This is a genomic window from Roseovarius sp. (assembly GCF_018066915.1).
Classification (GTDB): Bacteria; Pseudomonadota; Alphaproteobacteria; order Rhodobacterales; family Rhodobacteraceae; genus Roseovarius.
Genome location: NZ_JAGPVV010000232.1, coordinates 1 through 25191, shown reverse-complemented (window position 1 = coordinate 25191; position 25191 = coordinate 1). Strand labels below are relative to the sequence as shown.

Below are 25191 nucleotides of genomic sequence, written 5' to 3'. Positions count from 1 at the left end.
GCTGCGCAGGCGTTCGCGCAGGAAGATGGCCGCAAAGAGCACGGTGATGACGCCAAAGGTCGAGGCGCCGATGGCCGCGAATTCGGGCCGCGCGGTCTGGCCCGCGCCGATCACGCAGCCAATGGCCAGCGCATCGAGCGTGCCCATCAATAGAAGAAGCGGCGCGTGACGGCGGCTGAGCGCAAGGGGCGCGCGCAGGGCCAGCGCAAAGCCCAGCACAACCACGAGCGCGGCGGCGCGGGTGGGGGCCAAGAGCAGCAATTCGCCCCCCGTGGCGGTGGCCTTGTGCCCGATGGCGAAGGTGAGGGCAAAGCCCAAGGCCGCCAGCAGCGACCAGGCGATAGCGGGCAGAGGGCTGGCAGGGGCCTCGGCAGGATCATGGCCTGCATCGCTCTGGGCGATATAGGCCACGCCGCAGATGATGAGGCCGACCATGACCCATTCGAGCGGCGTGGTGGGCGCGCCATTGAGGCTGGCCCAACCCACGGAAAGAATCGGATAGGCGCCGATCACCGGGGCCACCAGCCGCACCGGGCCGATGGCAAAGGCGCGGTAGAGCGCCGTGCCGCCGATGCCAAAGAAGACGCCTGCGAGCACGGCAAGCCAGATGTCGCCGCCGTTTGGCGTTTGAAGCCCCGCATAGGCGCTGATGGGGGTCACGATCATGAGACCAAAGGCCAGAACCCACACCAGCGGCGCGAAAATCCCGCTATTCTGGCTGACGTAGCGGACGCAGACATCATGGGTGCCCCAAGCGAGGGCTGCGACAAGGCCAAGGATCAGAGCGGTCATGCGGGATTTGGTCCTTGGGTCATGGCTGAGAATTCCGGGGTTGGTTCGGGTTTGATGTTGCTGGCGGGGCAGGGTTGCGATATTCTTATTGTTAAATAAATATTCCGCTTATGCAAATATCTTGCAGGGAAAGAGGAGGTCCGCAGTGTTGGAAATGCGCTATCCCGAGGTCAAGGCCGGGCCGCCCCGGCCCAGTGTGATTGTCGAGCCGCGGGTGTTTTCCCTGCCGCCCGGAACCGAACGCTATGTGGTCGAGGGGGCCGGTGCAATCCTGATTCGCGTCGAGGCGGGCGACCGCTTGCGGGTGGTGAATACCGAAGGCGGGCAGCGCTGCGAGATTGTGACGGCGGGGCCGGATGGGGCGATTGATCCCGGTATCTTGGGCGAGGCGGGCACAGGCGCGGCGGCTGGGTTGAAGGCGCTTTTGTCTGGGTCCGAGACATCCTTGCGTGGGTTGCGCATGGGGCTTGGGGCGCGGGGGATTGATCTGGCGCGGGCGAGGTCGGTGGATCTCTTCGAGGGGAGCAGCCCGGCAGGGGCCGAGGCGGAATTCACCGTGCGGCGCGACGGGGTGGCGGTGATCGCCGCCCCCGGCGGGATCATGGATTTCGCGGCGCAGGATACCGCGACGCCGCTCACGGTCTGGGTGACGCGCGCCACGCTCAAATCCGCGGCACGCTTTGAATTGCCCGATCCTCTGGCTGATCCGGTGACGGATTTGCGGGTGCATTCGGCCACGGCAGAGGCCTATTTCGTGAAGGCGGGGGACTATATCCAGATCCTTGATGTGGATGGGCGGCAATGCACGGATTTCCAGTGTTTCGCCGCGCGCAAGCTCGACAAGGGGATTGAGCATGCGCTGGATGTGACCACGACGCGCACGCTGATGGGCCATGCCTATCCGATGCCCGGCCTGCATGCGAAATACTACGATCAGGAGATGTTGCCGCTGGTCGAAGTGGTGCAGGACACGGTCGGGCGGCATGATGCCTTTGCGCTGGCCTGTGCCGCGAAATACTACGACGATATCGGCTATCCGGGGCATGTGAATTGTTCCGACAATTTCAACGCGGCCCTTGCCCCCCATGGGGTGACGGGGCGCGCGGGCTGGATGGCGATCAATTTCTTCTTCAACACCGGCATTGATGCGCATGGGGTGATGTATACCGACGAACCCTGGACGCGGCCCGGCGACTATGTGCTTTTGCGCGCGCTGACGGATCTGGTCTGTGTGAGTTCGGCCTGTCCCGATGACACCACCGCCGCCAATGGCTGGAACCCCACGGACATCCATGTGCGCACGTATAGCGGCAAGGAAACCTTTCAAAGATCGGTGGCCTATCGGCCCACCCCCGACGCGGAGCCAAAGATGACCAAACAGACAGGATTCCACCCGTGTTTCGCGCGGTTCACCGAGAATTTCATCGAATACAACGGCTATTGGCTGGCCAGTGCCATGTCGAGCGCCGGGCCGATTGCCGAGTATCACGCGTGTCGCCAAAAGGCGGTGGTGCTTGACCTGAGCGCGCTGCGCAAGTTCGAGATCACCGGGCCGGATAGCGAGGCGCTCTGCCAATATGTCTTTACCCGCGACATCAAGAAACTGCCGGTGGGCGGCGTGGTCTATACCGCGATGTGCTATCCGCATGGCGGCATGATCGACGATGGCACGGTGTTCCGTCTTGGTCAGGACAATTTCCGCTGGATTGGCGGGAGTGATTATGGCGGCGAGTGGCTGCGCGAGAAGGCGCAGGAACTGGGGCTGAAGGTGCTGGTGCGGTCCTCGACCGACATGCAGCACAACATTGCCGTGCAGGGGCCGGAGAGCCGGGATCTCTTGAAAAAGGTGATCTGGACCGCGCCGCACCAGCCCAAGTTTGAAGAGCTGGGATGGTTCCGCTTTGCGCCCGCGCGCATTGGCGATCACGACGGGATTCCTGTGGTGGTCTCGCGCACCGGCTATACGGGCGAGTTGGGCTATGAGATTTTCTGTCACCCCAAGCATGCGGTCGAGGTCTTCGATGCAGTCTGGGCGGCGGGCAAGGATCATGGGCTGACACCCATGGGGCTGCAGGCGCTCGACATGGTGCGGATCGAGGCGGGGCTGATCTTTGCGGGTTATGATTTCAGCGATCAGACCGACCCGTTCGAGGCGGGCATCGGTTTTACCGTGCCCTTGAAGTCGAAGCCGGATGATTTCATCGGGCGTGAGGCGCTCATTCGGCGCAAGGAGCATCCGGCGCGGGTGTTGGTCGGCCTCGACATCGACAGCAACGTGGCCGTGGGCCATGGCGATTGTGTCCATATCGGTCGGGCGCAGATCGGTGAGGTCACATCCTCGATGCGCTCGCCGCTCTTGGGCAAGAATATCGCGCTGGCGCGGGTTGATGTGGCGCATCATGCGGTGGGCACAGCCGTGGAGATCGGCAAGCTCGACGGGCAGCAAAAGCGGTTGCCCGCGCAGGTGGTGCCCTTTGCCCATTACGATCCGCAAAAGACCAAGCCGCGCTCTTGATATGCGTCAAGGCGGGCGTGGGTCTTGGCTGAGAGAGTGAGCGCCATGCGCACGGCATTGGACGAGATAGGCGGCGAAGAGCGGCTGCGGGACTTGGTTCGGACGTTTTACGACCGGATGGAGCATGATCCCGCAGTCTATCCGCTGCACCGGCTGCATTTTCGCGGTCACGGGCTCGAGCATACGCGCCAGACGCAGTTTGAATTCTTGTCGGGGTTTCTGGGGGGACGCGCCTATTACCGCGAGCGGTTCGGGCATATGGACCTGCGCGAGATTCATGCGCATGTGCCGATCCGGCAGGCCGATGTGACCATGTGGCTCGAGACCTTTGACGCGGCATTGCGCGCGGAGGGGATCGAGGGTCCGGTGGTCGAGCGGTTTCGCGCGGTGTTGCACCGGGCGGCGCATATGCTGATCAACGACGTGCCGGATTGGCGGGTCGAGGCGGATCGGATGGGGCAGGGGTGCCCAGTGTCGGGGGGGTGAGAGCCGACGTTGGGTATATCCCCGCGCGGAACAAGGCGCGGCACGCGCCGCCGCGCGGATCGCTGGGCCGTCCCGCGGCCTAGCGATTTGGAGAGGGATCGCTATTCTGTCAGGTGATACGGGCTTGGCAGGCATAAACTGCCAGACAGTGCCGTTGCTTCGCTAGTCCCCGGCCCAGCGTTCCGCGCGACTCATGCCTCGGGTTCAACGATCCGATAGAACCCAGCGATAACCGCACCCTTACCTATCTGAAAAAAAAGCACGCGCAATTTCTCGCGCGGGCCTGTTGTTTGGTGCGATGTGCGCTCAGATGTCGAGCGTGTTGTCGCGTTCCCATTTGGTGAAATGGCTGACAAAGGAATTCCATTCCTGCCGTTTCAGCTTGAGATAGGCGGCGGAGAAATCCTCGCCCATGGTGGCCTTGAGTTCCTTGTCCTTGTCGTATTCGCGCAGGGCGTCGAGCATGTTGAGCGGCAGTTTGGGCGCGCCGCGGACTTTGTGGCCGTCGGCATACATGTCGATGTCGTGACGCTTGCCCGGATCGGCCTTGGAGCGGATGCCCGAGAGACCCGCCGCGATGATCACGGCCTGCAGGAGATAGGGATTGACCGCGCCATCGGGCAGGCGCAGCTCGAACCGGCCGGGGCCGGGGACGCGCACCATATGGGTGCGGTTGTTGCCGGTCCACGTGACCGAATTGGGGGCCCATGTGGCGCCCGAGATGGTGCGGGGCGCATTGATGCGTTTGTAGCTGTTCACGGTCGGGTTGGTGATGGCGGCCAAGGCGCTGGCGTGTTTCATGATGCCGCCCAAGAAATGCTTGCCGCGCTCGGAGAGGCCCACTTCGCCGGTCTGGCCTTCGCCCTTGCCCGCAAAGACGTTGGTTTTGGCCTTTTTGCCGGGGCCATCCCAGACCGAGATATGCGCGTGACAGCCATTGCCGGTCATGCCTTCGATGGGTTTGGGCATGAAGGTGGCGCGGAAGCCGTGTTTTTCGGCGACCGATTTGGTCATGAACTTGAAGAAGGAATGTTTGTCGGCGGTGTCCAGCGCGTCATCATATTTCCAGTTCATCTCGAACTGGCCGTTCGCGTCTTCGTGGTCGTTCTGATAGGGTTCCCAGCCCAGTTCGAGCATGTAGTCGCAAATCTCGCGCACCACGTCATAGCGGCGCATCACCGCCTGCTGGTCATAGCAGGGCTTGCCGCTGGTATCGAAGGGATCGCTGATCTTGTCGCCTTCGGGGGTCAGAAGGAAGAACTCGGCCTCGATGCCGGTCTTGACATGCAGCCCCTCGGTGGCGGCCTCTGCGATCAGGCGGCGCAGCACGTTGCGGGGGGCTTGGGGCAGGTCCTTGCCGTCCATAACGCAATTGGCGGCGACCCAGGCCACATCGCGTTGCCAAGGCAGTTGGATCACCGAAGCGGGATCGGGCACCGCCAGCATGTCGGGATGCGCCGGCGTGAGATCGAGCCAAGTGGCAAAGCCCGCGAAACCGGCACCGTCCTCTTGCATGTCGGCAATCGCCTCTGCCGGCACCAGCTTGGCGCGCTGTCCACCGAACAGGTCGGTGTAGGAAATCATGAAGTATTTTACGCCCTTGTCCTTGGCAAATTTCGCCAGATCACTGGTCATTTTTTTCAGTCCCTGTTGTCATGTGTTGTCGGATATCGAGGGGCGTGGCCCATGAGGCCACGCCGGATCGGGGATCAGAAGCTGGTGCCGGGTTTGCCGGGCCACCAATCGGTGCCAGCAAGTGGCACCTTTGCCATGGCGGCGGCCTCCATCGTCACGGCGCAGAGATCCTCTGGCTCGAGATTGTGCAGATGGCTCTTGCCACAGGCGCGCGCGATGGTCTGGGCCTCGAGCGTCATCACCTTGAGGTAGTTGTTGAGGCGACGGCCCCCTTCGATGGGGTCAAACCGCTTCATCAACTCGGGGTCCTGGGTGGTGATGCCTGCGGGGTCCTTGCCTTCGTGCCAGTCATCATAGGCCCCTGCGGTGGTGCCCAGCTTGTTATACTCGGCCTCCCACTTGGGGTCGTTGTCGCCAAGGGCGATCAGCGCCGCCGTGCCGATGGCCACCGCATCCGCGCCAAGCGCCATGCATTTGGCCACATCGGCCCCGGTGCGGATGCCGCCTGACACAATGAGTTGCACTTCGCGGTGCATGCCCAGATCCTGAAGCGCGCGCACTGCTTCGCGGATACAGGCGAGGATGGGCTGGCCCACGTGTTCGATGAACACATCCTGTGTGGCGGCCGTGCCGCCCTGCATCCCGTCGAGCACGACCACATCGGCCCCGGCCTTGACCGCCAGCGTGGTGTCGAAATAGGGGCGTGCGCCGCCGACCTTGATATAGATCGGCACGCGCCAGCCGGTGATCTCGCGCAGTTCCAGCAGTTTGATTTCCAGATCGTCGGGGCCGGTCCAGTCGGGGTGGCGGCAGGCCGAGCGTTGGTCGATGCCCTTGGGCAGGTTGCGCATCTTGGCGACGCGGTCCGAGATTTTCTGGCCCAGAAGCATACCGCCACCGCCGGGTTTGGCCCCTTGGCCCACCACCACTTCGATGGCGTCAGCGCGGCGCAGGTCGTCGGGGTTCATGCCATAGCGTGAAGGCAGGTATTGATAGACCAGTTTCTTGGAATGGCCGCGTTCCTCGGGGGTCATGCCGCCGTCGCCGGTCGTGGTCGAGGTGCCAGCCAGCGTGGCACCACGCCCCAGAGCCTCTTTGGCGGGGCCGGAGAGCGCGCCAAAGCTCATGCCCGCGATGGTGATCGGGATGTCGAGATGAATGGGGTTCTTGGCAAAGCGGGTGCCGAGCGTGACGGATGTGTCGCAACGCTCGCGGTAGCCTTCGAGCGGGTAGCGTGAGATCGACGCGCCCAGAAACAGCAGGTCGTCGAAATGCGGCACCTTGCGTTTGGCCCCGCCACCGCGAATGTCATAGATGCCGGTGGCCGCCGCGCGGCGAATTTCCGCGTTGATCGACTGTGTAAAGGTCGCCGACTGGATCGGCTGGGTGCGCGGAGCGCCGTGGGTCTCGTCTTTCATGGTCTGAGCCCTCAGTATGCGTTGTCAGGTTTGAAGTTATAAAGCTGGCGGGCCGAACCGTAGCGCTTGAACTCTTCCGGTTTGGCATCGCAGCCGCCGCGTTCGAGCAATTCGGCAAGGAGTTCCAGATGTTCGGGGCGCATTTCCTTTTCGATGCAATCGGCACCGAGGGATTTCACGGAACCGCGCACGAAAAGCCGCGCCTCGTAGAGGCTGTCGCCAAGGGCGTCACCGGCGTTGCCACAGACCACGAGATTGCCCGATTGCGCCATGAAGGCGGACATATGGCCGATACTGCCATGGACGATGATGTCGATGCCCTTCATCGAGATGCCGCAGCGCGACGAGGCATTGCCCTTGATGATGAGTGTGCCGCCATTGCCGGTGGCCCCGGCGTATTGGCTGGCGTCGCCTTCGACGATCACGGTGCCGCTCATCATGTTCTCGGCCACGCCCGGACCGGCAGAGCCATGCACATGCACGGTGGCCTGTTTGTTCATGCCCGCGCAATAATAGCCGGTCGAGCCCATGACATGCACCTCAATGGGGGCGTCGAGCCCCACGGCGATGGCATGGCTGCCGCGCGGGTTGATGATATCCCAACCGGTCTGGTTGGTCTCGTTGGCCTGTGCCTGAAGGGTGGCATTGAGGCTGCGCAGCCCTTCGGCGGCGAGGTCAAATGTCTGCATGTCAGTGCTTCCAGAAATAGACGGTTGCGGGCTCGGGTTCCCAGACGCGGGCCTCTTCGATGCCCGGCAGGTTGACGAGGGCGCGGTATTCGCTGCCAAAGGCGACGTATTGATCGGTTTCGGCCATGACGGCGGGTTTGCAGGCGATGGGATCACGCACCACGCCAAAGCCGTCCTCGGTGCCGACCACAAAGGTGAAGAAGCCATCAAGATCAACGAGCGAGCTTTCGAGCGCCTCGCCAAGGGTCGCGCCTTCACGCATCTTCCAGGTGAGGTAGGCCGCGGCCACTTCGGTGTCGTTCTGCGTTTCGATGCGCACGCCCTCGCGCAGCAGCTTGCGGCGCAGGGAGTTGTGGTTGGAAAGCGATCCGTTGTGGACGAGGCACTGATCGGCGCCGGTGTTGAACGGGTGCGCGCCCATGGTGGTCACGGCCGATTCGGTGGCCATGCGGGTATGGCCGATGCCATGGGTGCCGCTCATCTTGGAGATCTCGAAACGGGCGGCCACGTCCTTGGGCAGGCCCACTTCCTTGTAGATCTCGATGCTCTCGCCGGCGGACATGACGCGCACGCCGGGCACGAGGCGCTCCAGAGCGGCGCGGGTCTCGGTTGCCTTGTCGGCGGGGAAATCCAGCACCGCATGGGTATCCTTGCGGGTGAGGGTGACGGGCGCGCCCAGTTCGGACGACAGGCGCTCGGCCAGACCCTCGAAATCGCGGGCGGCGGTATCCGACTGAATGGTCAGTTTGGCATGGCCTGCCTGCGGTGCGCCGTAGATGGCAATCCCGGCACTGTCGGGGCCACGGTCGGTCATGGTGATCAGCATATCGGTCAGCAAGCTGCCAAGCTGGGGTTCAAGTGCTTTGTCTTTCAGGAAAAGTCCGACAATCCCGCACATTCGCGTTTGCTCCACTTTGGTGATTCTGCCCCGGAGGGCCGCCTGAGTCCGAGGCTAACATCGGGCTGGAGGCGCTGCAACTGAAATGAATAAAAGTTTCCTAAGGGTAATTTGCGCGGGCGTAACCGGCCCGCGCAAACCCCTGTGGATCAGTAGCGGTCGAGATGCTTGCGGACCTTTTCAGGATCGCCCATCTTGCGTGCCTGCTCCAGATGCTCGCCCTCGCGGACGAACTGGATGCGATGCCACGCCAGCCAGAAGATGACGCCGACCACGGTCATCGGGATTTCCCAGCCTTGGAAGGGGTAGATAGCCCCGACATCGGCAAGATCAACGGCCCAGGATTCGTATCCGATTGTAGACATGTGCCTTTTCCTTATTCTGCGGGGGTTGCTTTGGCCGAGAGATAGGCCTTGTCGGCCTCGATGACCTGAACGATGGCATCCTCATAGGCATGGTGTTCTGCGTAATCGAGACCCTGCAATTCCACCTCGACCGGGATGCGAAGCACGCCAGCGGCGGCCTGCATCTTGGACACGATGAAGGCGGGCAGGAAGCCCAGACAGAAGAACATGATCACCGCACCAAGGGTCTGACCCAGCGGGTTGACCGTGGCGTAGCCCTCGAACGGCGAGGACGGAGCGCCCCAGAGAATGAAGCCCGCAAGGATAAGTCCGACGACGCCGGAATAGCCATGCACCGCGACCGCGCCCACAGCATCGTCAAGCTTGAAGCGGCGCTCGACCCAGTAGTGGAGTTTGTAGACGATCACGACACCGACCGCGCCAACCAGCATGGCCTGAATCGGGTGGTAGAGGTCATTGCCCGCAGACGCGGTGATGATCCCGGCGAGACCACCCGAGAAGGTCCAGAAGGCATCGCCCTTGGACACGACATAGGCCGCCATGAGACCGCCCGAGAGCGACATCAGGAAGTTGAAGGTGATGGCCGAGAGCGAGGTGGGCGCGAGGTAGATATTGGTAGCCGTCCAGGTGGTGCCGGTGATCTGGCCGCCGATAACCTCAGGCGAGATAAGCGGCACGTTGCAGGCGGCGTAAAAGCCCCAGAAGCCGGTATAGATCAGGAAAATCCCGATGGTGAGCATCCAGGGGTTATGCGGCGGGATGTCGCGCGGGGTACCGTCGGCGGCGAATTTGCCGATCCGTGGGCCCAGAACCATGATCACGCCCAGAGCATAGCCACCCGCGATGGCATGGATCACGCCAGAGGCATAGGCATCGTGATAGCCCAGATATTTGACCATCCAGCCGCCATAGTGCCAGCCCCAGGCCGCGTCGATGATCCACCAGACAGAGCCGATCAGCACCGCATGCACCCAGAGCGCCGAGGAGCGAATCCGCTCGATCACAGAGCCGGAGACGATCGAGGCTGCCGTCCATGAGAAGAGCAGGAACGCCGCCCAGAACACGCCGGTGATGTGGTCGCCAAGGTTGGTGCCCATGGTCGGGGACCACGGCAGGTTGGCATTGCCCATCTCGTGATTGAGCCCGCCGAAGAAGGGGAACATCGGGAAGGCCCAATAGATCCACCACCCGAAAAAGAAGAAGGTCACGGTGACGAGGGGAATCACCATCACGTTTTTCATCAGCGTGTGCATGTGGTTGCGGCGGCGGCTTGCGCCCACCTCATACATGCAAAAGCCGACATGGATCAGAAACATGAAGACGACCGTCACCCAATAGTAGAATTCGGTGAAGATGGTCGTCAACGCATCAAGGTTGCCGTTCATCGCACTCTCCCTGTTGTGCTGTGTTGTTTTATTGGTGGTAAAAACTTTTTCTTCTTAGGGGGGCAAAGATTTTCCGGACTGTCAAGAAATTTGAATCGAAACGGTGATCAATTCTGTGGCTGCCCGGAATTCGGGCGGGCTGGGAGGCGATATTCCCGTCAGGAAAATAATCTGCATGAAAGTATTGATTTTTGCTGCGATCTGCGTCTGAATATCGTCAAACACACCCCACAACAGACAGGGAGCCGGCCATGGCCATCATCTACAGAACTTCTGCGCTTGCACCGCGACACACCGAGATCGGCGGCGAGTTGACCGATTGGAACGGAATGGGGACCGCATGGTTCTATGACCATACCGATGCGCGCGCGGAGGCGGATTACCTTGCGGTGCGCACCAAGGCGGGGCTGATGGATGTATCGGGTCTCAAGAAAGTGCATATCGTCGGGCCACATGCGGCCGCGGTGATCGACCGCGCCACCACGCGCGATGTCGACAAGATCATGCCGGGCCGTGCGGTCTATGCCTGCATGCTGAATGATGCGGGCAAGTTCATCGACGATTGCGTGATCTACCGCCTGTCGGTCAATCACTGGATGGTGGTGCATGGCACCGGCACGGGTCACGAATCGCTGGCGATGGCGGCCTATGGCAAGAATGTTGCGATGCTCTTTGATGACGATCTGCACGACATGTCGCTGCAAGGGCCGGTGGCGGTGGATTTCCTTGAAAAGCACGTGCCGGGGATTCGCGATCTGGCCTATTTCGGCATCCTGCAAACCAAGCTCTTTGGCCTGCCGGTGATGATCTCGCGCACCGGATATACCGGCGAGCGCGGCTATGAGATTTTCTGTCAGGGGCGGCATGCGATCCGGATCTGGGATCAGATTTTGGCAGAGGGCAAGGACATGGGCATCGTGCCGGTGCAGTTCTCGACGCTCGATCTCTTGCGCACCGAAAGCTACCTGCTGTTCTATCCGGGCGACAATTCCGAGACCTATCCGTTCAAGGATGATCTCTGCGGCGATACGCTCTGGGAATTGGGTCTGGATTTCACGGTGTCGCCGGGCAAGACCGGGTTCCGCGGCTCGGAAAATCACTATGCGCTCAAGGGCAAAGAGCGGTTCAAGATCTACGGCGTGCGGCTGGAGGGCAAGCGTGCGGCGGATATGGGCGCGCCGCTGCTCAAGGATGGCAAGACCGTGGGCGTCGTGACCTTTGGTCTGAATTCCAACCTCAACGGCTATAACGTGGGCATCGCGCGGATGCCGGTTGACTGCGCCGTGCCGGGGACCAAGATGAGCGTGCGCTATGCGGATGGCACCGAGGTTGGGTGCGTGGCCGAAGAGATGCCGTTCTATGACAAGGACAAGGTGATCCGCTCGGCCAAGGGGTAATCCCTTGGCCCACGGGCCCCACTGGCCCAGAGACGCGAAACAGACGCGAAAGGGAGCAGACGCGACGATGTCGAAATTCCAGTTTCCGGAGAGTATCGCCAGCCGCCCGGTCTATGGCACATTGGCCCCGCGACCGGGCAAGGCGCATCTGATGATCGCTGATGCCGAGGGGGCCGAGGCGCTGCTTGATCTGGCGGCGCAGGATGCGGGGCTGATGGCCAAGGCCCATATCCTCTATATCCCCAAGGGGACGGGGGAGACCTATGTCGAGAAGCTGCGCGCGGCGGGCCCTGCGCAGCTCTATATCGGGCCGAGTTATGCGGCCTCGGTGCAGCGGCTGCGTCGCGTGCTGTCGGATGCGCATATGGGGTTGCAGGTCTATCTTGCGGGCACCGAAGGGCTGATGGGGCAGGCGATGAACGAGGCGGTGACGGCGGGTATTCCGCACAGCGCCATTCAGACCGAGCATCGCGGCTCGACCGCGCGGCGGATGCAATGTGTGCATTGCAAGGGCATCACCGAGGATGTGACCACCGATCCCTTTGTCTGTTCGCATTGCGGGCTGAACCTCTTTGTGCGCGATCACTACTCGCGCCGGTTGGCGGCATTTCAGGGCGTGTGCATTGATGCCGAAGACCCCGGCGAGGTTCCCCCTGCGAAGGAGATATATTCATGAGCGCCGCCCCCCAGAAGGCCCGCGCCGGGGCCGAAAAGATCGAGGTGGTTGTGGCCGCCGTGGTGCCGGTGAATGAATTGGTGACACGGTTCGAATTCCGCCGCCCGGATGGGGCGGAGTTTCCACCCTTTTCCGCCGGTGCCCATACGGTCGTGGAAATGCACGACGAGGGGCGCACGCGGCTTAACCCCTATTCGCTGATGTCGGACCCCGGTGATCGCTCGCTCTATGCCATCTCGGTGCGGCGCGATGACGAGGGGCGGGGTGGATCGCTCTTTATGCACCGCCATGTGAAGCCGGGCGATGCGATGACCATTACCTATCCGGTCAACCTCTTTCCGCTGGATTTGCGGGCGCGCAAGCATGTGTTCTTTGCCGGGGGCATCGGGATCACGCCCTTTATGGCGATGATCGCGCAGTTGGAGCAATCGAACGGCAATTGGGAATTGCATTACGCCTGCCGGAGTGCCGCGCTCGGCTCTTATGCCAATGAGTTGCGGGGCAAGTATCCCAACAAGGCGCATATCTATTACGACGATCAAAAGCAGGCGATTCCGCTCGATGATCTCTTGGGCGGGCAGCCTCTGGGCACGCATATCTATGTCTGCGGTCCCATGGGGATGATTGCTTGGGTGAAGGGCCGCGCGACAGAGCATGGCTGGCCGGATGAGGTGGTGCATTCCGAGGAATTCCTCGCCCCTCAGCCCGGCGTGCCGTTTGAAGTGCGGCTCTGCAAATCCGATCTGGTCATTCAGGTGGGCGAGCACGAGAGCCTGCTGGAGGCGATCGAGCGGGCGGGGGTCGATGCGCCCTTCCTCTGTCGCGGCGGGGCTTGCGGGCAATGTGAGACCGACGTGGTCGCGTTGGACGGCGAGATTGTCCACCGCGATCACTGGCTGGACGAGGCCGAACATGCCAGCGGCAAGAAAATCATGCCCTGCGTCAGCCGTTTCATCGGCAAGACGCTGGTTCTGGACCGGTAAGGAGCCATCTGCGATGACCATTCAGTTCAATAACGAGACCTTCCGCGACGACTATTCGTTCCGCAACTCGCCTTGGGCGATCAAGCGGTTCCCGTTCCCGTTCCACGAAGACAGCTATATGTATTCGGTCAACATGGAGCAGCATCGCGGCGGGCCTGCGGGCTCGGTCTATGAAAAGCGGTTCGATGTCGACGAGCATTACCTGTCGGAGATGCGCGACCGGGCGCTGGTGCTGGCCGACGATCCGCTGCGGTGCCAATCCCTGCCGCATATGACGCTGGCGGGGTGGGATACGCTCGAACTCATCATGACCTGCAAGGCCGAGGATTACCCCGACCTCTTTGAATTGCACCGCGACGGCAATCGGTGGCGGTGGATCAACAAACCGATGGGGATCGACCAGAGTTTCACCTTTCTCGATCCGACCACGCTGCCTTGTGGGCCGCTGGAATATATCACGCGGCAGACGCAGGGCGATTTCGCGGTGCTGGATCAGCGCGACGAGATGCTCTGGATGGATGCGGGGATGATCACGACGCAGGCCGACTGGTCTCTTGATTTCGACATCGGGATGAATTTCTTTGAATGGCACGCGCCGGTGCCCTTGGCGCATGAGATGGGGATTTTCCAGCGCGCGCTGAAATTCCTGCTCAATGTGCAACAGGGCGCGCCCGCGCGGCGGCTCAACTGGACGATGACGGTCAATCCGCTGCTCGACACGAGCCCCGAGAATTACCACAAATGGGGCGTGCAAAAGACCACGTTGACGCCCGAGAATATCGGCGCGAAACAGCATTTGCGGGTGGAATTGCAGACGTTTTTCCGGCTGCCGCGATCGAATGCGCTGCTGTTTCCGATCCGGTGCTATCTGATCGCGTTTCAGGATGTGGTGAGCGTGCCGAAATGGGGCCGACGTTTGCACCGGGTGGTGCGCGATCTGCCCGAGGAGCTGGCGACCTACAAGGGGTTCATCCGCAACCGGCCGATGATGGTCGAGTATCTGAGCCGGTTCGATGATGGCCTGCCCACCAGCCCCGGCGTCTGGCCGGATCTGGAGACGGAGCCGCCTTTGCAGAAATGAGCGTGTGGGGGCTGTTGCTAAGGGTGCCCCTGACACGCCTGAACGACTTAAGGTTTTGGGGTGAACGGGCGCGACCGTTCCCCCCACGCCTCAACTCTTTTGCGGATAGCTGATGATCGACAGATAGCGGATCGGGAAGCGGATCAACTGGTCCGGTCCATGCGGAGCGTCGGCATCAAAAAAGAGCGTGTCGCCGGGGGTGAGGTGATAGGTCTGATTGCCGTGGCGATAGCCGACCTCGCCGTCGAGCATGTAGATCATCTCGATCCCCTCATGCTGAAAGGTCTTGAACGTGTCGGATTCGGAGTTGAGGACGATCAGATAGGGCTCGACCATGACGCCGCTGCTGTTCGATCCGATATGGCCCAGGAGATTGTATTGATGGCCTGCACGGGTGCCTGCGCGCTCGATCTCGACACCTTGGCCGGCCTTGGTGTGGACCGCCTCGCGGCGCTCTTCGTATTCTTTGAAAAACGCGGTCAAGGGCACCGAGAGCGCGCGCGCCAGCGTTTGCAGCGTGGTCAGCGAGGGCGATGTATTGCCATTTTCGATCTTGGAGAGCATGCCGATAGAGAGTTCGGTCATGTTCGAAAGTTCGGCCACGGTGATGTTCTGTTTCTTGCGATAGGCGCGCACCTCGCGGCCGATGGCAACCTCCAGCACTTTCTCGCGCTCGTCGCGCAGCTTGTGAGGGTCCTGAGTCAGTTTGACCAATTTTGCGGTTTCCATGATGCTCATTGTTTTCCTCTCAGATTTAGGCTGTGCGCGTCGAAAATGCCAGATTGTTCCATTCAGTCTTATGCTCTTCACCATATTGCATAATTTTTTCCCAAGTGGAAAATGTTACGTAGAGGCACAGGCAGTTCGGACAAGAGGCCGACCGAGATGACACAGCGCGTGATCCGAATAGGGTTTCTGATCTTTCCGGGATTTCCGATGTCGTGCCTGACGTCGGTGATCGAGCCGTTGCGCGCGGCCAATGAAATTTCGGGGCACCGAACCTTTGCCTGGGATCTGGTGGCCGAAGGGGCGGAGCGGGTGATGTCGAGCGCGGGCATTGCCTTTGAACCCGGTCGGCGGCTGTCCGAGACCGACGATTGCGATTACCTGCTTCTCTTGTCGGCCCCCACCAGCCGGTTTGCCGATGCACGCTCTGCCGCCCATCTGCGGCGGCTGGCGCGGCATGGCACGGTGCTGGGCGCGATCAGCGGCGGGGTGTTCCCGCTCTTGCGCAGCGGGGCGGTGGCGGATGTCGCGCTGTCGGTGCATTGGTGCTACGAGGCGGCATTTCTGGCCGAGTTTCCGGGGGTGCCCGCGTCGGATCAGGTGATCGAGATCGACCCGCGCTGTGTCACCGCCTCGGGCGCTGCGGCGGCGTTCGATCTGGCGCTGCATATGGTCGAGACAGCACTTGGCGCGGGGATTGCGACCGAGGTCGCCTGTTGGTTCCAGCATCCGATGATGCGCAAGGCGGGCGTGCAGCAGATGGTGCCGGTGCTGGGCGAGGGGGCGCGGGCCACCGATCTTCCGCCGATGGTGGCGCGTGCCATTGACCTTATGGCGCGGCATATGTCGGCACCCTTGTCGATGGCGGAGGTGGCGGAGGAGCTGGGCATCACCCCCCGGCATCTGGAGCGCAGCTTCAAGCGGGCCACGGGGCAGAACCCCACCAATTATTTCCGCGCAATGCGGATGAAGGCGGCGCGGCAAATCGTGATGTATTCCAACGATACCATGGCGCAGATCGCCGAAGCGGTGGGCTATGCCAGTTCCAAGGTGCTGGTGCGGCATTACCGCGAGGCCTTTGGCATTTCGCCGCGCGAGGACCGGCAGCGGATCAACCTGACGCGGGTCAAGGGCAATCTGCCGGTGCCCTCGGTCTGAGGTCTAGCGGCGCAATCCTGTGCCGATCTGGTTCAGGATTTCCTCGATGGCGCTGTCGGGCGCGGCGGGCGCGCCAGATACCCGCACCTTGATGGCGTCGAACCGGGCGCGGAGGGCTGTTTTCTCAGCCCCTTGGCAATCGTTCCAAGGCCGCCCCTGCAAGCCCATGACAAGGGCATAGTAGCCGATGAAATGCGGGGCTGTGCCGCTGCGCAAGAGCGCCTCATAGGCGGCATCGGCGCCCATGGCGCGCAGGCTGTCGGCGTCGTGGATACCGGCACGCGCAAAGCCTGCGTCCGAGGCGGGGCCGAGATTGCGGATCGAAGAAACGGGGGCGATGGTGGGGGCAGGCATGCGCGGCAATCCGTTGATCTGGTAGGCCCGGAGGGACTCGAACCCCCAACCAAAGCGTTATGAGCGCTCTGCTCTATCCAATTGAGCTACAGGCCCCACCTGCGGCATTTCGTAAGCCGGGGGCGGGGCGGGGTCAAGGCTTTGAGATTGCGCAGCGGCGGTCAATCGGCTAACGGGGAGCGCATTCAAGCGATGGGGACAATCCATGACCGAGCGACAGAACGGGATCACCTATGCCGATGCGGGCGTCGATATCGACGCGGGCAATGCGCTCGTGGAGCGGATCAAGCCTGCGGCCAAGCGCACCAACCGTTCGGGCGTCATGTCGGGGCTGGGCGGCTTTGGCGGGCTCTTTGATCTCAAGGCCGCAGGCTTTCGCGATCCGGTTCTGGTGGCGGCGACCGATGGCGTGGGCACCAAGCTGCGGATTGCGATTGATACCGGCCATGTCGATGGCGTGGGGGTCGATCTTGTGGCGATGTGCGTCAATGACCTGATTTGTCAGGGCGCGGAGCCGCTGTTTTTCCTCGATTATTTTGCCACGGGCAAGCTCGAGCTGGAGCAGGCGACGCGGATCATCGAAGGGATTGCGCGGGGCTGCGAAGGCTCTGGCTGTGCGCTCATTGGCGGCGAGACCGCAGAAATGCCAGGTATGTATCACAAGGGTGATTTCGATCTGGCGGGGTTTGCCGTGGGTGCCATGGAGCGCGGCACGGAACTGCCGGCGGATGTGGCGGAGGGTGATGTTCTCTTGGGGCTCGCCTCGGACGGGGTGCATTCCAACGGCTATTCCCTCGTGCGGCGGATTGTCGAGATGTCGGGGCTGACATGGGACGACGCCTGTCCCTGGGCCGAGGGCAGTCTGGGAGAGGTTCTGCTCACGCCGACGCGGCTCTATGTGCGCCCCGTTCTGGCGGCGCTGCGGGCGGGGGGTATCCACGGTCTTGCGCATATCACTGGCGGCGGGTTGACCGAGAACCTGCCGCGCGTTCTGCCCGAGGGGCTGGGCGCGGAGATTGACCTTGGCGCGTGGGAATTGCCGGGCGTGTTCCGCTGGCTGGCCGAGACCGGCAATATGGCCGAGGCGGAATTGCTCAAGACCTTCAATTCCGGCATCGGGATGATCGCGGTGGTCGCGGCGGACGAGGCCGAAGCGGTGAGCGCCGCCCTCAGCGAGGCGGGCGAGCGCGTCTGTCGGCTGGGGCAGGTGGTGCCGGGCAAGGGTGTGGCCTACCGGGGCCGTCTTTTGTGAGCAAGCGGGTCGCGATTCTGCTTTCGGGGGGCGGCTCGAACATGCGCGCGCTCGTTGCGAGCATGACCGGCGACCATCCGGCGCGGCCTGCGCTGGTGCTGTCGAACCGGGCGGATGCGGGCGGCATTGCCTGGGCAGCAGAGCAGGGGATTGCGACCGAAGTGGTGGATCACCGACCCCATGGCAGCGACCGCGCTGCGTTCGAGGCCGAGATGACCGCACGGATGCGCCCCTATGAGATCGATATCATCTGTCTGGCGGGGTTCATGCGCGTGCTCACGGGCGGCTTTGTTGCGCCATGGCAAGGGCGGATGATCAATATCCACCCCTCGCTCTTGCCGAAATATCGCGGATTGCACACCCATGCCCGCGCACTTGATGCGGGCGAGCATGAGGCGGGCTGCACCGTGCATGAGGTGACGGCGGAGCTTGATGAGGGGCCGGTGCTGGGACAGGCGCGGGTGCCGGTTCTGGCGGGCGATACGCCCGACACGCTGGCGGCGCGGGTGCTGGCGCAGGAACATATTCTCTATCCGGCGGTGCTGCGGCGCTTTGCCGGGGGCAACCGCACGCCACTCTACCTGCCCTGAGCGCGGCATTTGCAATTCGGCTAATCTGGTCTATAGCTGGGGGCGGGGGACAGGACCGGGCATTTTAGACGAGAGCGAAGATCACCCCATATGAAAACAATCACCACGACTGAAGAACTCGCGGCGTTTTGCGCCATGGCGCGGCGCCATCCTTATGTGACCGTCGATACCGAATTTCTGCGCGAACGCACCTATTATTCCAAGCTCTGTCTTTTGCAGATGGCTGTGCCGGGCACAGGCGACGACAGCGCCGTTCTGGTCGATCCAATTGACGGCGCAGAGATGTCGATGGAGCCGCTCTATGAGCTCTTCCGCGATACCTCGGTGGTCAAGGTGTTCCATGCCGCGCGGCAGGATCTCGAGATTTTCCACGTCGATGCCGGGGTGATTCCCGATCCGCTGTTCGATACGCAGGTGGCGGCCATGGTCTGTGGCTTTGGCGAGCAGGTGGGGTATGAGACACTGGTCAAACGGATCGCCAAGCAGAGCGTCGACAAAAGCTCTCGGTTCACCGATTGGTCGCGGCGCCCGCTCACGGAGGCGCAAAAGGTCTATGCGCTGGCGGATGTGACGCATCTGCGGGTGATTTACGAATATCTGGCCAAGAAACTGGCAAGCTCCGGGCGCGACAAATGGGTGGCCGAGGAATTGAGCGTGCTGACCGATCCCGCGACCTATCGCACCGATCCGGCCGAGGCGTGGCAGCGGGTCAAGACGCGCAACACCTCGCCCAAGTTTCTGGCGATTCTGCGGGAACTGGCGCGGTTTCGTGAGGAGTATGCGCAATCCCATGACGTGCCGCGCAGCCGGGTCTACAAGGATGATGCGCTGGTCGAACTGGCCTCGACCAAGCCTGTGACGCCGCAGGATCTGGGGCGGTCGCGGCTCTTGCTGCGCGAGGCGCGCAAGGGCGATATTGCCGACGGGATCATGGCGGCGGTCAAGGCTGGGCTGGAGTGTCCGACGGATCAGATGCCGCGCGCCGAGGCGTTGGAGGATCGCGCGCAGGTCAACCCGGCGCTGGCCGATCTCTTGCGGGTGCTGCTCAAGGCCAAGAGCGAGAGTTACGGCGTTGCGGCCAAGCTGATTGCAAGTGCGAGTGACCTTGACGCCATCGCGGCGGGCGGGCGCGATCTGCCTGCGCTGCGGGGCTGGCGGCTCGATGTGTTCGGGGCTGACGCGCTCCGGCTTTGCAAGGGTGAGGTGGCTCTGGCGGTCAAGGGCAGCGGCGTGGAGACCGTGGATCTCTGAGGCGGGGCGTTGCCCCCGCCCTCAGCGGCGGCTGACCTGTTCGTTGCGGGCACCGATCACGCGGATTTCGCTGGCGCGTTCAAGCGACTGGTTCGAGACAAAGACACCTGCCAGCACCGTGCGCGCGCGTTCGGAGCCTTGCGGCTGATCTTCGGGCTGCACCGCCATCAGGCGCAGTTCCAGCACGCCATTCACCGGCTCATTCTCGGTCTCGGAAACGAGGCGCACGTCATAGGCCCCCTGTCGCAGGGTCACGCCCTCGACGCGGATGATACCGCCGTCGCTGGTGCGCTCGATCACCATGCGTGTGACCTGATCCACGGGCGTGCCTTCATAAACCTTGTCGCGGCGGCGGCGAAAGATCGTTTCTTCGCGTTCGGGAATCAGGGGATTGGTACTCGCTGGCGTGGCTTCGGTGGCGCGGCGGCGCGGGGTGCTGCGCCCGAACCAATTGCGCGGATTGGCGCGTGATTGGCGATAGCCGCCACATCCCGCCAGAACCGACATTGCCACCAATGATAGAAAGACCCGCCGTTGCATGCCATCCGCCCCTGTCATCTTTTCCTTTCGACTATCCTATCGCGACCGGCTTGAAAAGGTGCAAGCGGGGTCTGGACCTTTTTCCGGCCCGGCCCTAGGTCTGAGGCAGAGATCAGGGAGAGTGTCATGGCCACCGCCGCCTTTGAAGAGATCGTCGATGATTTCGAGTTTCTCGAAGATTGGGAGGATCGCTATCGCTATGTGATCGACCGGGGCCGGGCGATGGACCCGCTGGAGGGCGCGCTCAAGGTGCCCAGCACCAAGGTCGAGGGCTGTGCAAGTCAGGTGTGGCTACATCCACGGATCGAGGCGGGTGTTTTCAGCTTTGATGGCGACAGCGATGCAATGATTGTGCGTGGCCTTATCGCGGTGCTGCGCGCGCTCTATAACGGCGTGCCGGTGGGCGAAGTGGGGCGGGTCGATGCGCCTGCAGAACTGGCGAGGCTGGGGCTGGATGCCCATCTGTCGGCGCAACGCTCGAACGGGGTGCGGGCGATGATCGAGCGGATCAGGCAGGTCGCGGCAGAGGCGGAGTGAGTGCGCAAAGTGGGGGTGCTGCCCCCACGCCCCCGAGGTATTTCAGGACAGATGAATTTTAAATCAGGGCTTTGCGGCCTGTTCTTCAAGTGATGCTTTAAGATCGCCATAGCCTGTGAAGCGGTATTCATAGGCGAGGCCGAGGCGGGCGGCGCAGGCTTCGGCCTTGGCGCGCAGGGCCGGATCATCGGTTTGCGCCTGATAGACCAGCTTGGTGTAATTGCCAAAGATCATGTCGCGCAATTGCGGGTGGCGGTCGAGGCCCATGGGTTTCCAGACAAAGGCATCGAATTGTCGCACGAGAAAGTCGGTGAGGTAAAAGGCGCTGATTTCGTCTTCATGGGCGGCAAACCGGTCGAGACCTTCGTAGAACGCATAGCAATGTGGGCCGGCCACCATTTCGACGCCGAGGTCGGCGCATTTCGCCTGCAATTGCCCGCCAGTGCCGCAATCGGCATAGACCACGAAAATGCGGTCATAGCGGCTGCGATGGGCGAGGACGGATTTTTCCACCTCGGCGGTGATCTGGTCGGGATAGAGGTGCAGCTTGGCCGGAAGGCATTGCAAATCCATGTGATCCCAACCGTTCAGGCGTTTGAGCGCGAGAATCTCATGCGCCAAGGCCCCGCAGGCGATGAGCAGAAGGCGGCCATTACCTCGTGCGTCCAAACCATGCGCGGTCAGCACGTCGGGGTCGGGCAGGGTGAAAGGGGTAGTTGTCACAAAACCTGACCTTTTCGTTATCTCGGCACAAAAGCTTCGCAGGCGATGGAGAGAAAAGGTATCACCGCGGGAAGATCACCATCATTGACTTGCCCAACACTCTCATAAGGACATATGCGCATGATCGGTTCTTCTGTCAAAACTTCCAAGTTGCCCAAACTCACCTTCCAGACACTTGGCCTCATGTTCATCTCGGGGTTCTTTGCAACAAACGCCTTTGATCTCTGGGGCCAGGTCATAAGCCCCGGTCTGGGCTTTGCAAACCTGTCACCGCATGGTCTTGCCAAGAGCCTGCTCGGCGCTCTGGGTCTGCCCAACGGCGATTTTGCAGGCTATTTCGTCCATTTTTATCTGGTGGGCCTGATAGGCTATCCCGTGGGCTGGCTCTTTGTCTTTGCGCCGCTGTGGAGCAGAGTTGTCGGACAGGGCGCAGGCTGGTTCGTTCCGTCGTTCGTCTATGGATTTGGTCTTTGGGTTTTTGCGATTGGTGGCATTACCGCGATTGCCGGCCTCCCTTTCTTTCTCGGGTTTACGGGAATCGCTTGGGTCGCTCTGGTCGGGCATGTGCTCTATGGGATCGTGATGGTCGCCGTGATGCGGATCATTCAGCGCACCTGACCCCGGTTATTTGAGCTTGTGCGCGCCGACGGATCGGCGCGCAAAGAGGTGTTGGCAAAGGGCGGCGTGCTGGGTTCAGCTTGCGGCCATCCGGTTGTGCTTGCGCGCCATGAAATCCTTGGCGGTTTCCACGGCCACAGCGGCGTCGCGGCAATAGGCATCGGCGCCGATTGCCTTGCCGAATTCCTCGTTGAGCGGCGCGCCGCCCACCAGCACGATATAGTCATCGCGCTTGCCCTGTTCGATCAGCGTGTCGATCACGACCTTCATATAGGGCATGGTGGTGGTCAGCAGAGCGGACATGCCGAGGATGTCGGGCTGTTCGGTTTCGAGAGCGGCGAGATATTTCTCGACCGCGTTGTTGATGCCGAGATCGACAACCTCAAAGCCTGCGCCTTCCATCATCATGCCGACAAGGTTCTTGCCGATATCGTGGATGTCGCCCTTGACGGTGCCGATCACCATTTTGCCCACGCGCGGTGCGCCGGTCTCGGCCAGAAGCGGCTTGAGGATGAACATGCCGCCTTTCATCGCGTTGGCGGCCAGCAGCACTTCGGGGACAAAGAGGATGCCGTCGCGGAAATCCTTGCCGACGATGGTCATGCCACCGACCAGCGCCTCGGTCAGGATGCGGTAGGGGGCCCAGCCGCGCTCAAGCAGAATGTTGACGCTCTCTTCGATCTCTTCCTTGAGACCGTCGTAGAGGTCGTCGAACATCTGTTGGACAAGCTCGTCATCGTCGAGGTCGGCGAGGATGATGTCGTCGTCTTGGTCGGACATTGCGGGAATCCTTGAGTTCTCTGCGCGCGCGCATCTGGGTTGACTGGGCGCAGCTTTGGTCAATTTGCGGCGCGGCCACTTTCCGAATTGCGACGCTGCCCGCGCCGCAACCGACCTATACAGGGGAATCGCGCGGGATGTGACTGAATTATCGGCATGAAGATTATCGGTTTCTTGCAAATGTTCTCTTTATGTTCCATTCATGGGGCCATGAAAGCGGAACCAACCCTTCCCTCTGATCTGCGCCTGCGGGCGCGGGGTGCGCTGAGCAACGCGGCGGGCCGGTTCGAGGCGTATGGCGTGCAGTATGACGCAGAGGTAGGCGCGGAGGAGGCGCGGCTCTTGCGCACGCAGGTGACGACAGAGAGCCCGCGCCGGGTGATCACCTACAACCGCTCGCCCGACCTGCCGTTTGACCGCTCGATCAACCCTTACCGCGGCTGTGAGCATGGCTGCATCTATTGTTTTGCGCGGCCGAGCCACGCCTATCTGGGTCTGTCGCCGGGGCTTGATTTTGAGACACGGCTGATTGCACGGCCCGAGGCCCCTGCGCGGCTGGAGGCAGAGTTGCGGGCGCGCAGCTATGGCGTGGCGCCGATAGCGATTGGCACGAACACCGATCCTTATCAACCGATCGAGGCGGAGTTCGGGATTACCCGTGCCTGTCTCGAGGTTTTGCAGCGGTTCCATCATCCGGTGGCGGTTGTGACCAAGGGGGCGCTGATTGAGCGGGATATTGATATTCTGGGCGAAATGGCCGCGCGCGGGCTGGCGCGGGTGGGAATTTCCGTGACCACTCTCGATGAGGTCCTGGCGCGGCGGTTGGAGCCGCGCGCGCCCACACCGGCGCGGCGGCTGGAGATGATCCGGCGCTTGGCGGCGGCGGGCATTCCTGTGCGCCTCATGGTGTCGCCGGTCATTCCGGGGCTGACCGATCCGGAGATCGAGGCGATTCTGGCGGCGGGGCGCGAGGCCGGGGCAGGGTCCGCAAGCTGGATCATGCTGCGCCTGCCGCGCGAGGTGTCGCCGCTCTTTCAGGAGTGGCTGGCGGCGCAGTATCCCGACCGGGCGCGCAAGGTGATGAACCGGCTGCGTGAAATGCACGGTGGTCAGGACTATAGCGCCGAGTGGCATCGGCGGATGCGGGGCGAGGGGGTGCATGCCCGCATGATCGCGCGCCGGTTCGATCTGGCGGCGCGGCGGCTGGGGTTGGATCAGGAGCAGGCGGCGTTGCGCACGGACCTTTTCGAGGTGCCGCTGGCGCGGGGGGATCAGCTCTCGCTTTTTTGAGCGCGTCGTCCGCTGAGCCAGGCCAGCGCCAAAAGGCCCGCGACCACGGCACCGGGCATGAGGACAAGGAGCGTCAGATCCTCGCCGCGCAGGGACCAGGGGAGCGGGATGGAACAGTCTCCGCCCGGCGACCCAAAGGCACAGGCGAGGCCGGAAATCCAGACATAGCCCATGCCCCATGCGAGCGTGGTCAGCAGGGCCGCGGCGAGGAAGATGAGGCGCAGCATCTTCCTGCCCCTTTGCTCAGGCGCGGCGGCGGCGGGGGCGGCGGGGAGCCGCGGTATCGTCGCCGGTGCCATCCCCGCCCGACGAGAAGCCCCCAAGCGCGTCAGTGATTTCTTCCAGCGTTGGGCGAGGGCCGCGCGGGCGGGTTTCCAAGGCGGCGCGCATTTTCGACAGATGTTCGGGCATGGTGCCACAGCAACCGCCGATGATCGTGGCGCCTGCGTCGCGGGCGAGCACGGCATATTCTGCCATGAGGTCCGGGGTGCCGTCATAGTGGATATGGCCGTCATGGTATTTCGGGATGCCGGCATTGCCCTTGGCAATAATCGGCCGCTCCGAGCCTTGGGCCACGAACCCAAGGATGGTGCGCAGAAGGTCCGAAGCCCCGACGCCGCAATTGGCACCAAAGGCCAAGGGCGGATTGCCCAGCTTTTCGACCATGGTGGCCATGTCGGACGAGGTGACACCCATCATGGTGCGCCCGGCGGTGTCAAAGCTCATGGTGCCGCACCACGGCATGTCGGCCAGTTTGAACGCCTCGGCGGCGGCCTTGTATTCTTCGGGCGCGGAAATGGTTTCGAGCCAGAGCACATCGGCCCCGCCTTCCTTGAGGCCCTCGGCCTGTTCGTGGAAAATCTCGACCGCCAGTTCATGCGTGAGCGCCCCCATCGGGGCCATGATTTCGCCGGTGGGTCCGACAGAGCCTGCGACGATCACGGGGCGGTCATAGCGGTCGGCCACGTCACGGCCAATCTCGGCGGAGATGCGCGAAAGCTCGCGCGCGCGGCCCTGTGCGCCGTGCAGTTTCAGGCGCGCCGCGTTGCCAC

General features: G+C 62.4%; 27 protein-coding genes and 1 tRNA gene. 13 read left to right on the top strand and 15 right to left on the bottom strand.

The window, feature by feature from the left end:
* The coding region (locus KBT70_RS13005) for a DMT family transporter (protein WP_296634157.1) at positions 1-792 on the bottom strand (792 nt) is incomplete at its 3' end.
* A 145-nt stretch (positions 793-937) separates the two neighbouring features.
* Here KBT70_RS13005 and tdm point away from each other — a divergent pair.
* Both tdm and KBT70_RS12995 read left to right on the top strand, forming a co-directional pair.
* Positions 938-3307, top strand: coding sequence for a trimethylamine-oxide aldolase Tdm (gene tdm, locus KBT70_RS13000; protein ID WP_296634152.1), 2370 nt, complete (start codon positions 938-940; stop codon positions 3305-3307).
* Positions 3308-3352: 45 nt separating this feature from the next.
* Positions 3353-3793 carry a cyanoglobin gene (locus KBT70_RS12995; protein WP_296634147.1) on the top strand — a complete coding sequence of 147 codons (441 nt, stop codon included), beginning with the start codon at positions 3353-3355 and terminating at the stop codon, positions 3791-3793.
* 306 nt (positions 3794-4099) lie between these two features.
* Here the strand turns inward: KBT70_RS12995 and glnT are convergent, their stop codons facing one another.
* The 6 genes from glnT to KBT70_RS12965 form a co-directional block, all read right to left on the bottom strand.
* Positions 4100-5428 carry a type III glutamate--ammonia ligase gene (gene glnT / locus KBT70_RS12990; protein WP_296634142.1) on the bottom strand — a complete coding sequence of 443 codons (1329 nt, stop codon included), beginning with the start codon at positions 5426-5428 and terminating at the stop codon, positions 4100-4102.
* Between the two features lie 74 nt (positions 5429-5502).
* Positions 5503-6846: an FMN-binding glutamate synthase family protein gene (locus KBT70_RS12985; RefSeq protein WP_296634136.1), complete on the bottom strand. Its 1344-nt coding sequence runs from the start codon at positions 6844-6846 to the stop codon at positions 5503-5505.
* Between the two features lie 11 nt (positions 6847-6857).
* Positions 6858-7535: a protein GlxC gene (locus KBT70_RS12980; RefSeq protein WP_296634131.1), complete on the bottom strand. Its 678-nt coding sequence runs from the start codon at positions 7533-7535 to the stop codon at positions 6858-6860.
* Between the two features lies 1 nt (position 7536).
* A complete protein-coding gene (locus KBT70_RS12975) occupies positions 7537-8433 on the bottom strand; it encodes a glutamine amidotransferase family protein (RefSeq protein WP_296634127.1) in 897 nt (298 codons plus the stop codon).
* A 149-nt stretch (positions 8434-8582) separates the two neighbouring features.
* Entirely contained in the window at positions 8583-8798 is a 216-nt protein-coding gene (locus tag KBT70_RS12970) for a hypothetical protein (protein ID WP_009818609.1), read from the bottom strand.
* An 11-nt stretch (positions 8799-8809) separates the two neighbouring features.
* Entirely contained in the window at positions 8810-10183 is a 1374-nt protein-coding gene (locus KBT70_RS12965; protein WP_296634122.1) for an ammonium transporter, read from the bottom strand.
* A 251-nt stretch (positions 10184-10434) separates the two neighbouring features.
* Here KBT70_RS12965 and KBT70_RS12960 point away from each other — a divergent pair, with 251 nt between their 5' ends.
* The 4 genes from KBT70_RS12960 to KBT70_RS12945 all read left to right on the top strand — a co-directional run bounded on the left by KBT70_RS12960 (position 10435) and on the right by KBT70_RS12945 (position 14320).
* Positions 10435-11580, top strand: coding sequence for an aminomethyltransferase family protein (locus KBT70_RS12960; RefSeq protein WP_296634118.1), 1146 nt, complete (start codon positions 10435-10437; stop codon positions 11578-11580).
* Between the two features lie 67 nt (positions 11581-11647).
* On the top strand, positions 11648-12256 hold the full coding sequence (gene dmmA, locus KBT70_RS12955; RefSeq protein WP_296634115.1) for a dimethylamine monooxygenase subunit DmmA: 609 nt from the start codon (positions 11648-11650) through the stop codon (positions 12254-12256).
* Complete coding sequence (locus KBT70_RS12950) at positions 12253-13239, top strand: PDR/VanB family oxidoreductase (protein WP_296634112.1); 987 nt, start codon at positions 12253-12255, stop codon at positions 13237-13239. Before dmmA ends, KBT70_RS12950 begins: the two co-directional genes overlap by 4 nt.
* Before the next feature lie 13 nt (positions 13240-13252).
* Positions 13253-14320, top strand: coding sequence for a DUF3445 domain-containing protein (locus KBT70_RS12945; RefSeq protein ID WP_296634107.1), 1068 nt, complete (start codon positions 13253-13255; stop codon positions 14318-14320).
* 90 nt (positions 14321-14410) lie between these two features.
* Here the strand turns inward: KBT70_RS12945 and KBT70_RS12940 are convergent, their stop codons facing one another.
* Positions 14411-15058, bottom strand: coding sequence for a helix-turn-helix domain-containing protein (locus KBT70_RS12940; protein ID WP_296634104.1), 648 nt, complete (start codon positions 15056-15058; stop codon positions 14411-14413).
* A 147-nt stretch (positions 15059-15205) separates the two neighbouring features.
* Here KBT70_RS12940 and KBT70_RS12935 point away from each other — a divergent pair, with 147 nt between their 5' ends.
* The gene (locus KBT70_RS12935) at positions 15206-16204 is read left to right on the top strand and encodes a helix-turn-helix domain-containing protein (RefSeq protein ID WP_296634100.1); all 999 of its coding nucleotides are present in this window, start codon (positions 15206-15208) and stop codon (positions 16202-16204) included.
* 3 nt (positions 16205-16207) lie between these two features.
* On the opposite strand, the gene KBT70_RS12930 is transcribed toward KBT70_RS12935, so the two are convergent.
* Together KBT70_RS12930 and KBT70_RS12925 are read right to left on the bottom strand one after the other, a co-directional pair.
* On the bottom strand, positions 16208-16558 hold the full coding sequence (locus KBT70_RS12930; RefSeq protein WP_296634098.1) for a TfoX/Sxy family protein: 351 nt from the start codon (positions 16556-16558) through the stop codon (positions 16208-16210).
* A gap of 19 nt (positions 16559-16577) precedes the next feature.
* Positions 16578-16654, bottom strand: a tRNA-Ile gene (locus tag KBT70_RS12925).
* Positions 16655-16763: 109 nt separating this feature from the next.
* Between KBT70_RS12925 and purM the strand changes: the two genes are divergently transcribed.
* The 3 genes from purM to rnd all read left to right on the top strand — a co-directional run bounded on the left by purM (position 16764) and on the right by rnd (position 19651).
* Positions 16764-17810, top strand: a complete 1047-nt coding sequence (purM, locus tag KBT70_RS12920; RefSeq protein WP_296634095.1) for a phosphoribosylformylglycinamidine cyclo-ligase — start codon at positions 16764-16766, stop codon at positions 17808-17810.
* Positions 17807-18400 (top strand): phosphoribosylglycinamide formyltransferase, encoded by a 594-nt coding sequence (gene purN / locus KBT70_RS12915; RefSeq protein ID WP_296634092.1) that lies wholly within the window; start codon positions 17807-17809, stop codon positions 18398-18400. The genes purM and purN overlap by 4 nt, the downstream gene beginning before the upstream one ends.
* A 90-nt stretch (positions 18401-18490) precedes the next feature.
* Positions 18491-19651: a ribonuclease D gene (gene rnd, locus KBT70_RS12910; protein WP_296634089.1), complete on the top strand. Its 1161-nt coding sequence runs from the start codon at positions 18491-18493 to the stop codon at positions 19649-19651.
* 21 nt (positions 19652-19672) lie between these two features.
* Here the strand turns inward: rnd and KBT70_RS12905 are convergent, their stop codons facing one another.
* On the bottom strand, positions 19673-20209 hold the full coding sequence (locus tag KBT70_RS12905) for a hypothetical protein (RefSeq protein ID WP_296634085.1): 537 nt from the start codon (positions 20207-20209) through the stop codon (positions 19673-19675).
* 108 nt (positions 20210-20317) lie between these two features.
* Between KBT70_RS12905 and KBT70_RS12900 the strand changes: the two genes are divergently transcribed.
* Positions 20318-20728 (top strand): SufE family protein, encoded by a 411-nt coding sequence (locus KBT70_RS12900; RefSeq protein WP_296634081.1) that lies wholly within the window; start codon positions 20318-20320, stop codon positions 20726-20728.
* A 63-nt stretch (positions 20729-20791) separates the two neighbouring features.
* Here KBT70_RS12900 and KBT70_RS12895 read toward each other — a convergent pair whose 3' ends face one another.
* A complete protein-coding gene (locus tag KBT70_RS12895; RefSeq protein WP_296634162.1) occupies positions 20792-21430 on the bottom strand; it encodes a DUF1638 domain-containing protein in 639 nt (212 codons plus the stop codon).
* Between the two features lie 141 nt (positions 21431-21571).
* Here KBT70_RS12895 and KBT70_RS12890 point away from each other — a divergent pair, with 141 nt between their 5' ends.
* Positions 21572-22069, top strand: a complete 498-nt coding sequence (locus KBT70_RS12890; RefSeq protein ID WP_296634077.1) for a hypothetical protein — start codon at positions 21572-21574, stop codon at positions 22067-22069.
* A gap of 75 nt (positions 22070-22144) precedes the next feature.
* Here the strand turns inward: KBT70_RS12890 and KBT70_RS12885 are convergent, their stop codons facing one another.
* Complete coding sequence (locus KBT70_RS12885; protein ID WP_296634075.1) at positions 22145-22849, bottom strand: corrinoid protein; 705 nt, start codon at positions 22847-22849, stop codon at positions 22145-22147.
* Between the two features lie 210 nt (positions 22850-23059).
* Between KBT70_RS12885 and KBT70_RS12880 the strand changes: the two genes are divergently transcribed.
* A complete protein-coding gene (locus KBT70_RS12880; protein ID WP_296634073.1) occupies positions 23060-24139 on the top strand; it encodes a PA0069 family radical SAM protein in 1080 nt (359 codons plus the stop codon).
* Here the strand turns inward: KBT70_RS12880 and KBT70_RS12875 are convergent.
* Together KBT70_RS12875 and bmt are read right to left on the bottom strand one after the other, a co-directional pair.
* Complete coding sequence (locus KBT70_RS12875) at positions 24121-24366, bottom strand: methionine synthase (RefSeq protein WP_296634070.1); 246 nt, start codon at positions 24364-24366, stop codon at positions 24121-24123. The two genes, KBT70_RS12880 and KBT70_RS12875, sit on opposite strands and share 19 nt — an antisense overlap.
* A 16-nt stretch (positions 24367-24382) precedes the next feature.
* On the bottom strand, positions 24383-25191 hold an 809-nt coding region (gene bmt / locus KBT70_RS12870; protein ID WP_296634068.1), incomplete at its 5' end, for a betaine--homocysteine S-methyltransferase.

What these genes read in the sequence shown, in the direction of transcription:
- KBT70_RS12965 (WP_296634122.1), bottom strand. Translation starts at nt 10,183, where the DNA reads ATGAACGGCAACCTTGATGCGTTGACGACCATCTTCACCGAATTCTAC.
- rnd (WP_296634089.1), top strand. Translation starts at nt 18,491, where the DNA reads ATGAAAACAATCACCACGACTGAAGAACTCGCGGCGTTTTGCGCCATG.
- KBT70_RS12975 (WP_296634127.1), bottom strand. Translation starts at nt 8,433, where the DNA reads ATGTGCGGGATTGTCGGACTTTTCCTGAAAGACAAAGCACTTGAACCC.
- KBT70_RS12930 (WP_296634098.1), bottom strand. Translation starts at nt 16,558, where the DNA reads ATGCCTGCCCCCACCATCGCCCCCGTTTCTTCGATCCGCAATCTCGGC.
- KBT70_RS12970 (WP_009818609.1), bottom strand. Translation starts at nt 8,798, where the DNA reads ATGTCTACAATCGGATACGAATCCTGGGCCGTTGATCTTGCCGATGTC.
- KBT70_RS12980 (WP_296634131.1), bottom strand. Translation starts at nt 7,535, where the DNA reads ATGCAGACATTTGACCTCGCCGCCGAAGGGCTGCGCAGCCTCAATGCC.
- purM (WP_296634095.1), top strand. Translation starts at nt 16,764, where the DNA reads ATGACCGAGCGACAGAACGGGATCACCTATGCCGATGCGGGCGTCGAT.
- KBT70_RS12935 (WP_296634100.1), top strand. Translation starts at nt 15,206, where the DNA reads ATGACACAGCGCGTGATCCGAATAGGGTTTCTGATCTTTCCGGGATTT.
- KBT70_RS12885 (WP_296634075.1), bottom strand. Translation starts at nt 22,849, where the DNA reads ATGTCCGACCAAGACGACGACATCATCCTCGCCGACCTCGACGATGAC.
- KBT70_RS12960 (WP_296634118.1), top strand. Translation starts at nt 10,435, where the DNA reads ATGGCCATCATCTACAGAACTTCTGCGCTTGCACCGCGACACACCGAG.
- KBT70_RS12995 (WP_296634147.1), top strand. Translation starts at nt 3,353, where the DNA reads ATGCGCACGGCATTGGACGAGATAGGCGGCGAAGAGCGGCTGCGGGAC.
- KBT70_RS12940 (WP_296634104.1), bottom strand. Translation starts at nt 15,058, where the DNA reads ATGAGCATCATGGAAACCGCAAAATTGGTCAAACTGACTCAGGACCCT.
- dmmA (WP_296634115.1), top strand. Translation starts at nt 11,648, where the DNA reads ATGTCGAAATTCCAGTTTCCGGAGAGTATCGCCAGCCGCCCGGTCTAT.
- KBT70_RS12950 (WP_296634112.1), top strand. Translation starts at nt 12,253, where the DNA reads ATGAGCGCCGCCCCCCAGAAGGCCCGCGCCGGGGCCGAAAAGATCGAG.
- KBT70_RS12905 (WP_296634085.1), bottom strand. Translation starts at nt 20,209, where the DNA reads ATGACAGGGGCGGATGGCATGCAACGGCGGGTCTTTCTATCATTGGTG.
- KBT70_RS12890 (WP_296634077.1), top strand. Translation starts at nt 21,572, where the DNA reads ATGATCGGTTCTTCTGTCAAAACTTCCAAGTTGCCCAAACTCACCTTC.
- KBT70_RS12945 (WP_296634107.1), top strand. Translation starts at nt 13,253, where the DNA reads ATGACCATTCAGTTCAATAACGAGACCTTCCGCGACGACTATTCGTTC.
- KBT70_RS12900 (WP_296634081.1), top strand. Translation starts at nt 20,318, where the DNA reads ATGGCCACCGCCGCCTTTGAAGAGATCGTCGATGATTTCGAGTTTCTC.
- glnT (WP_296634142.1), bottom strand. Translation starts at nt 5,428, where the DNA reads ATGACCAGTGATCTGGCGAAATTTGCCAAGGACAAGGGCGTAAAATAC.
- KBT70_RS12880 (WP_296634073.1), top strand. Translation starts at nt 23,060, where the DNA reads ATGAAAGCGGAACCAACCCTTCCCTCTGATCTGCGCCTGCGGGCGCGG.
- KBT70_RS12875 (WP_296634070.1), bottom strand. Translation starts at nt 24,366, where the DNA reads ATGCTGCGCCTCATCTTCCTCGCCGCGGCCCTGCTGACCACGCTCGCA.
- KBT70_RS12985 (WP_296634136.1), bottom strand. Translation starts at nt 6,846, where the DNA reads ATGAAAGACGAGACCCACGGCGCTCCGCGCACCCAGCCGATCCAGTCG.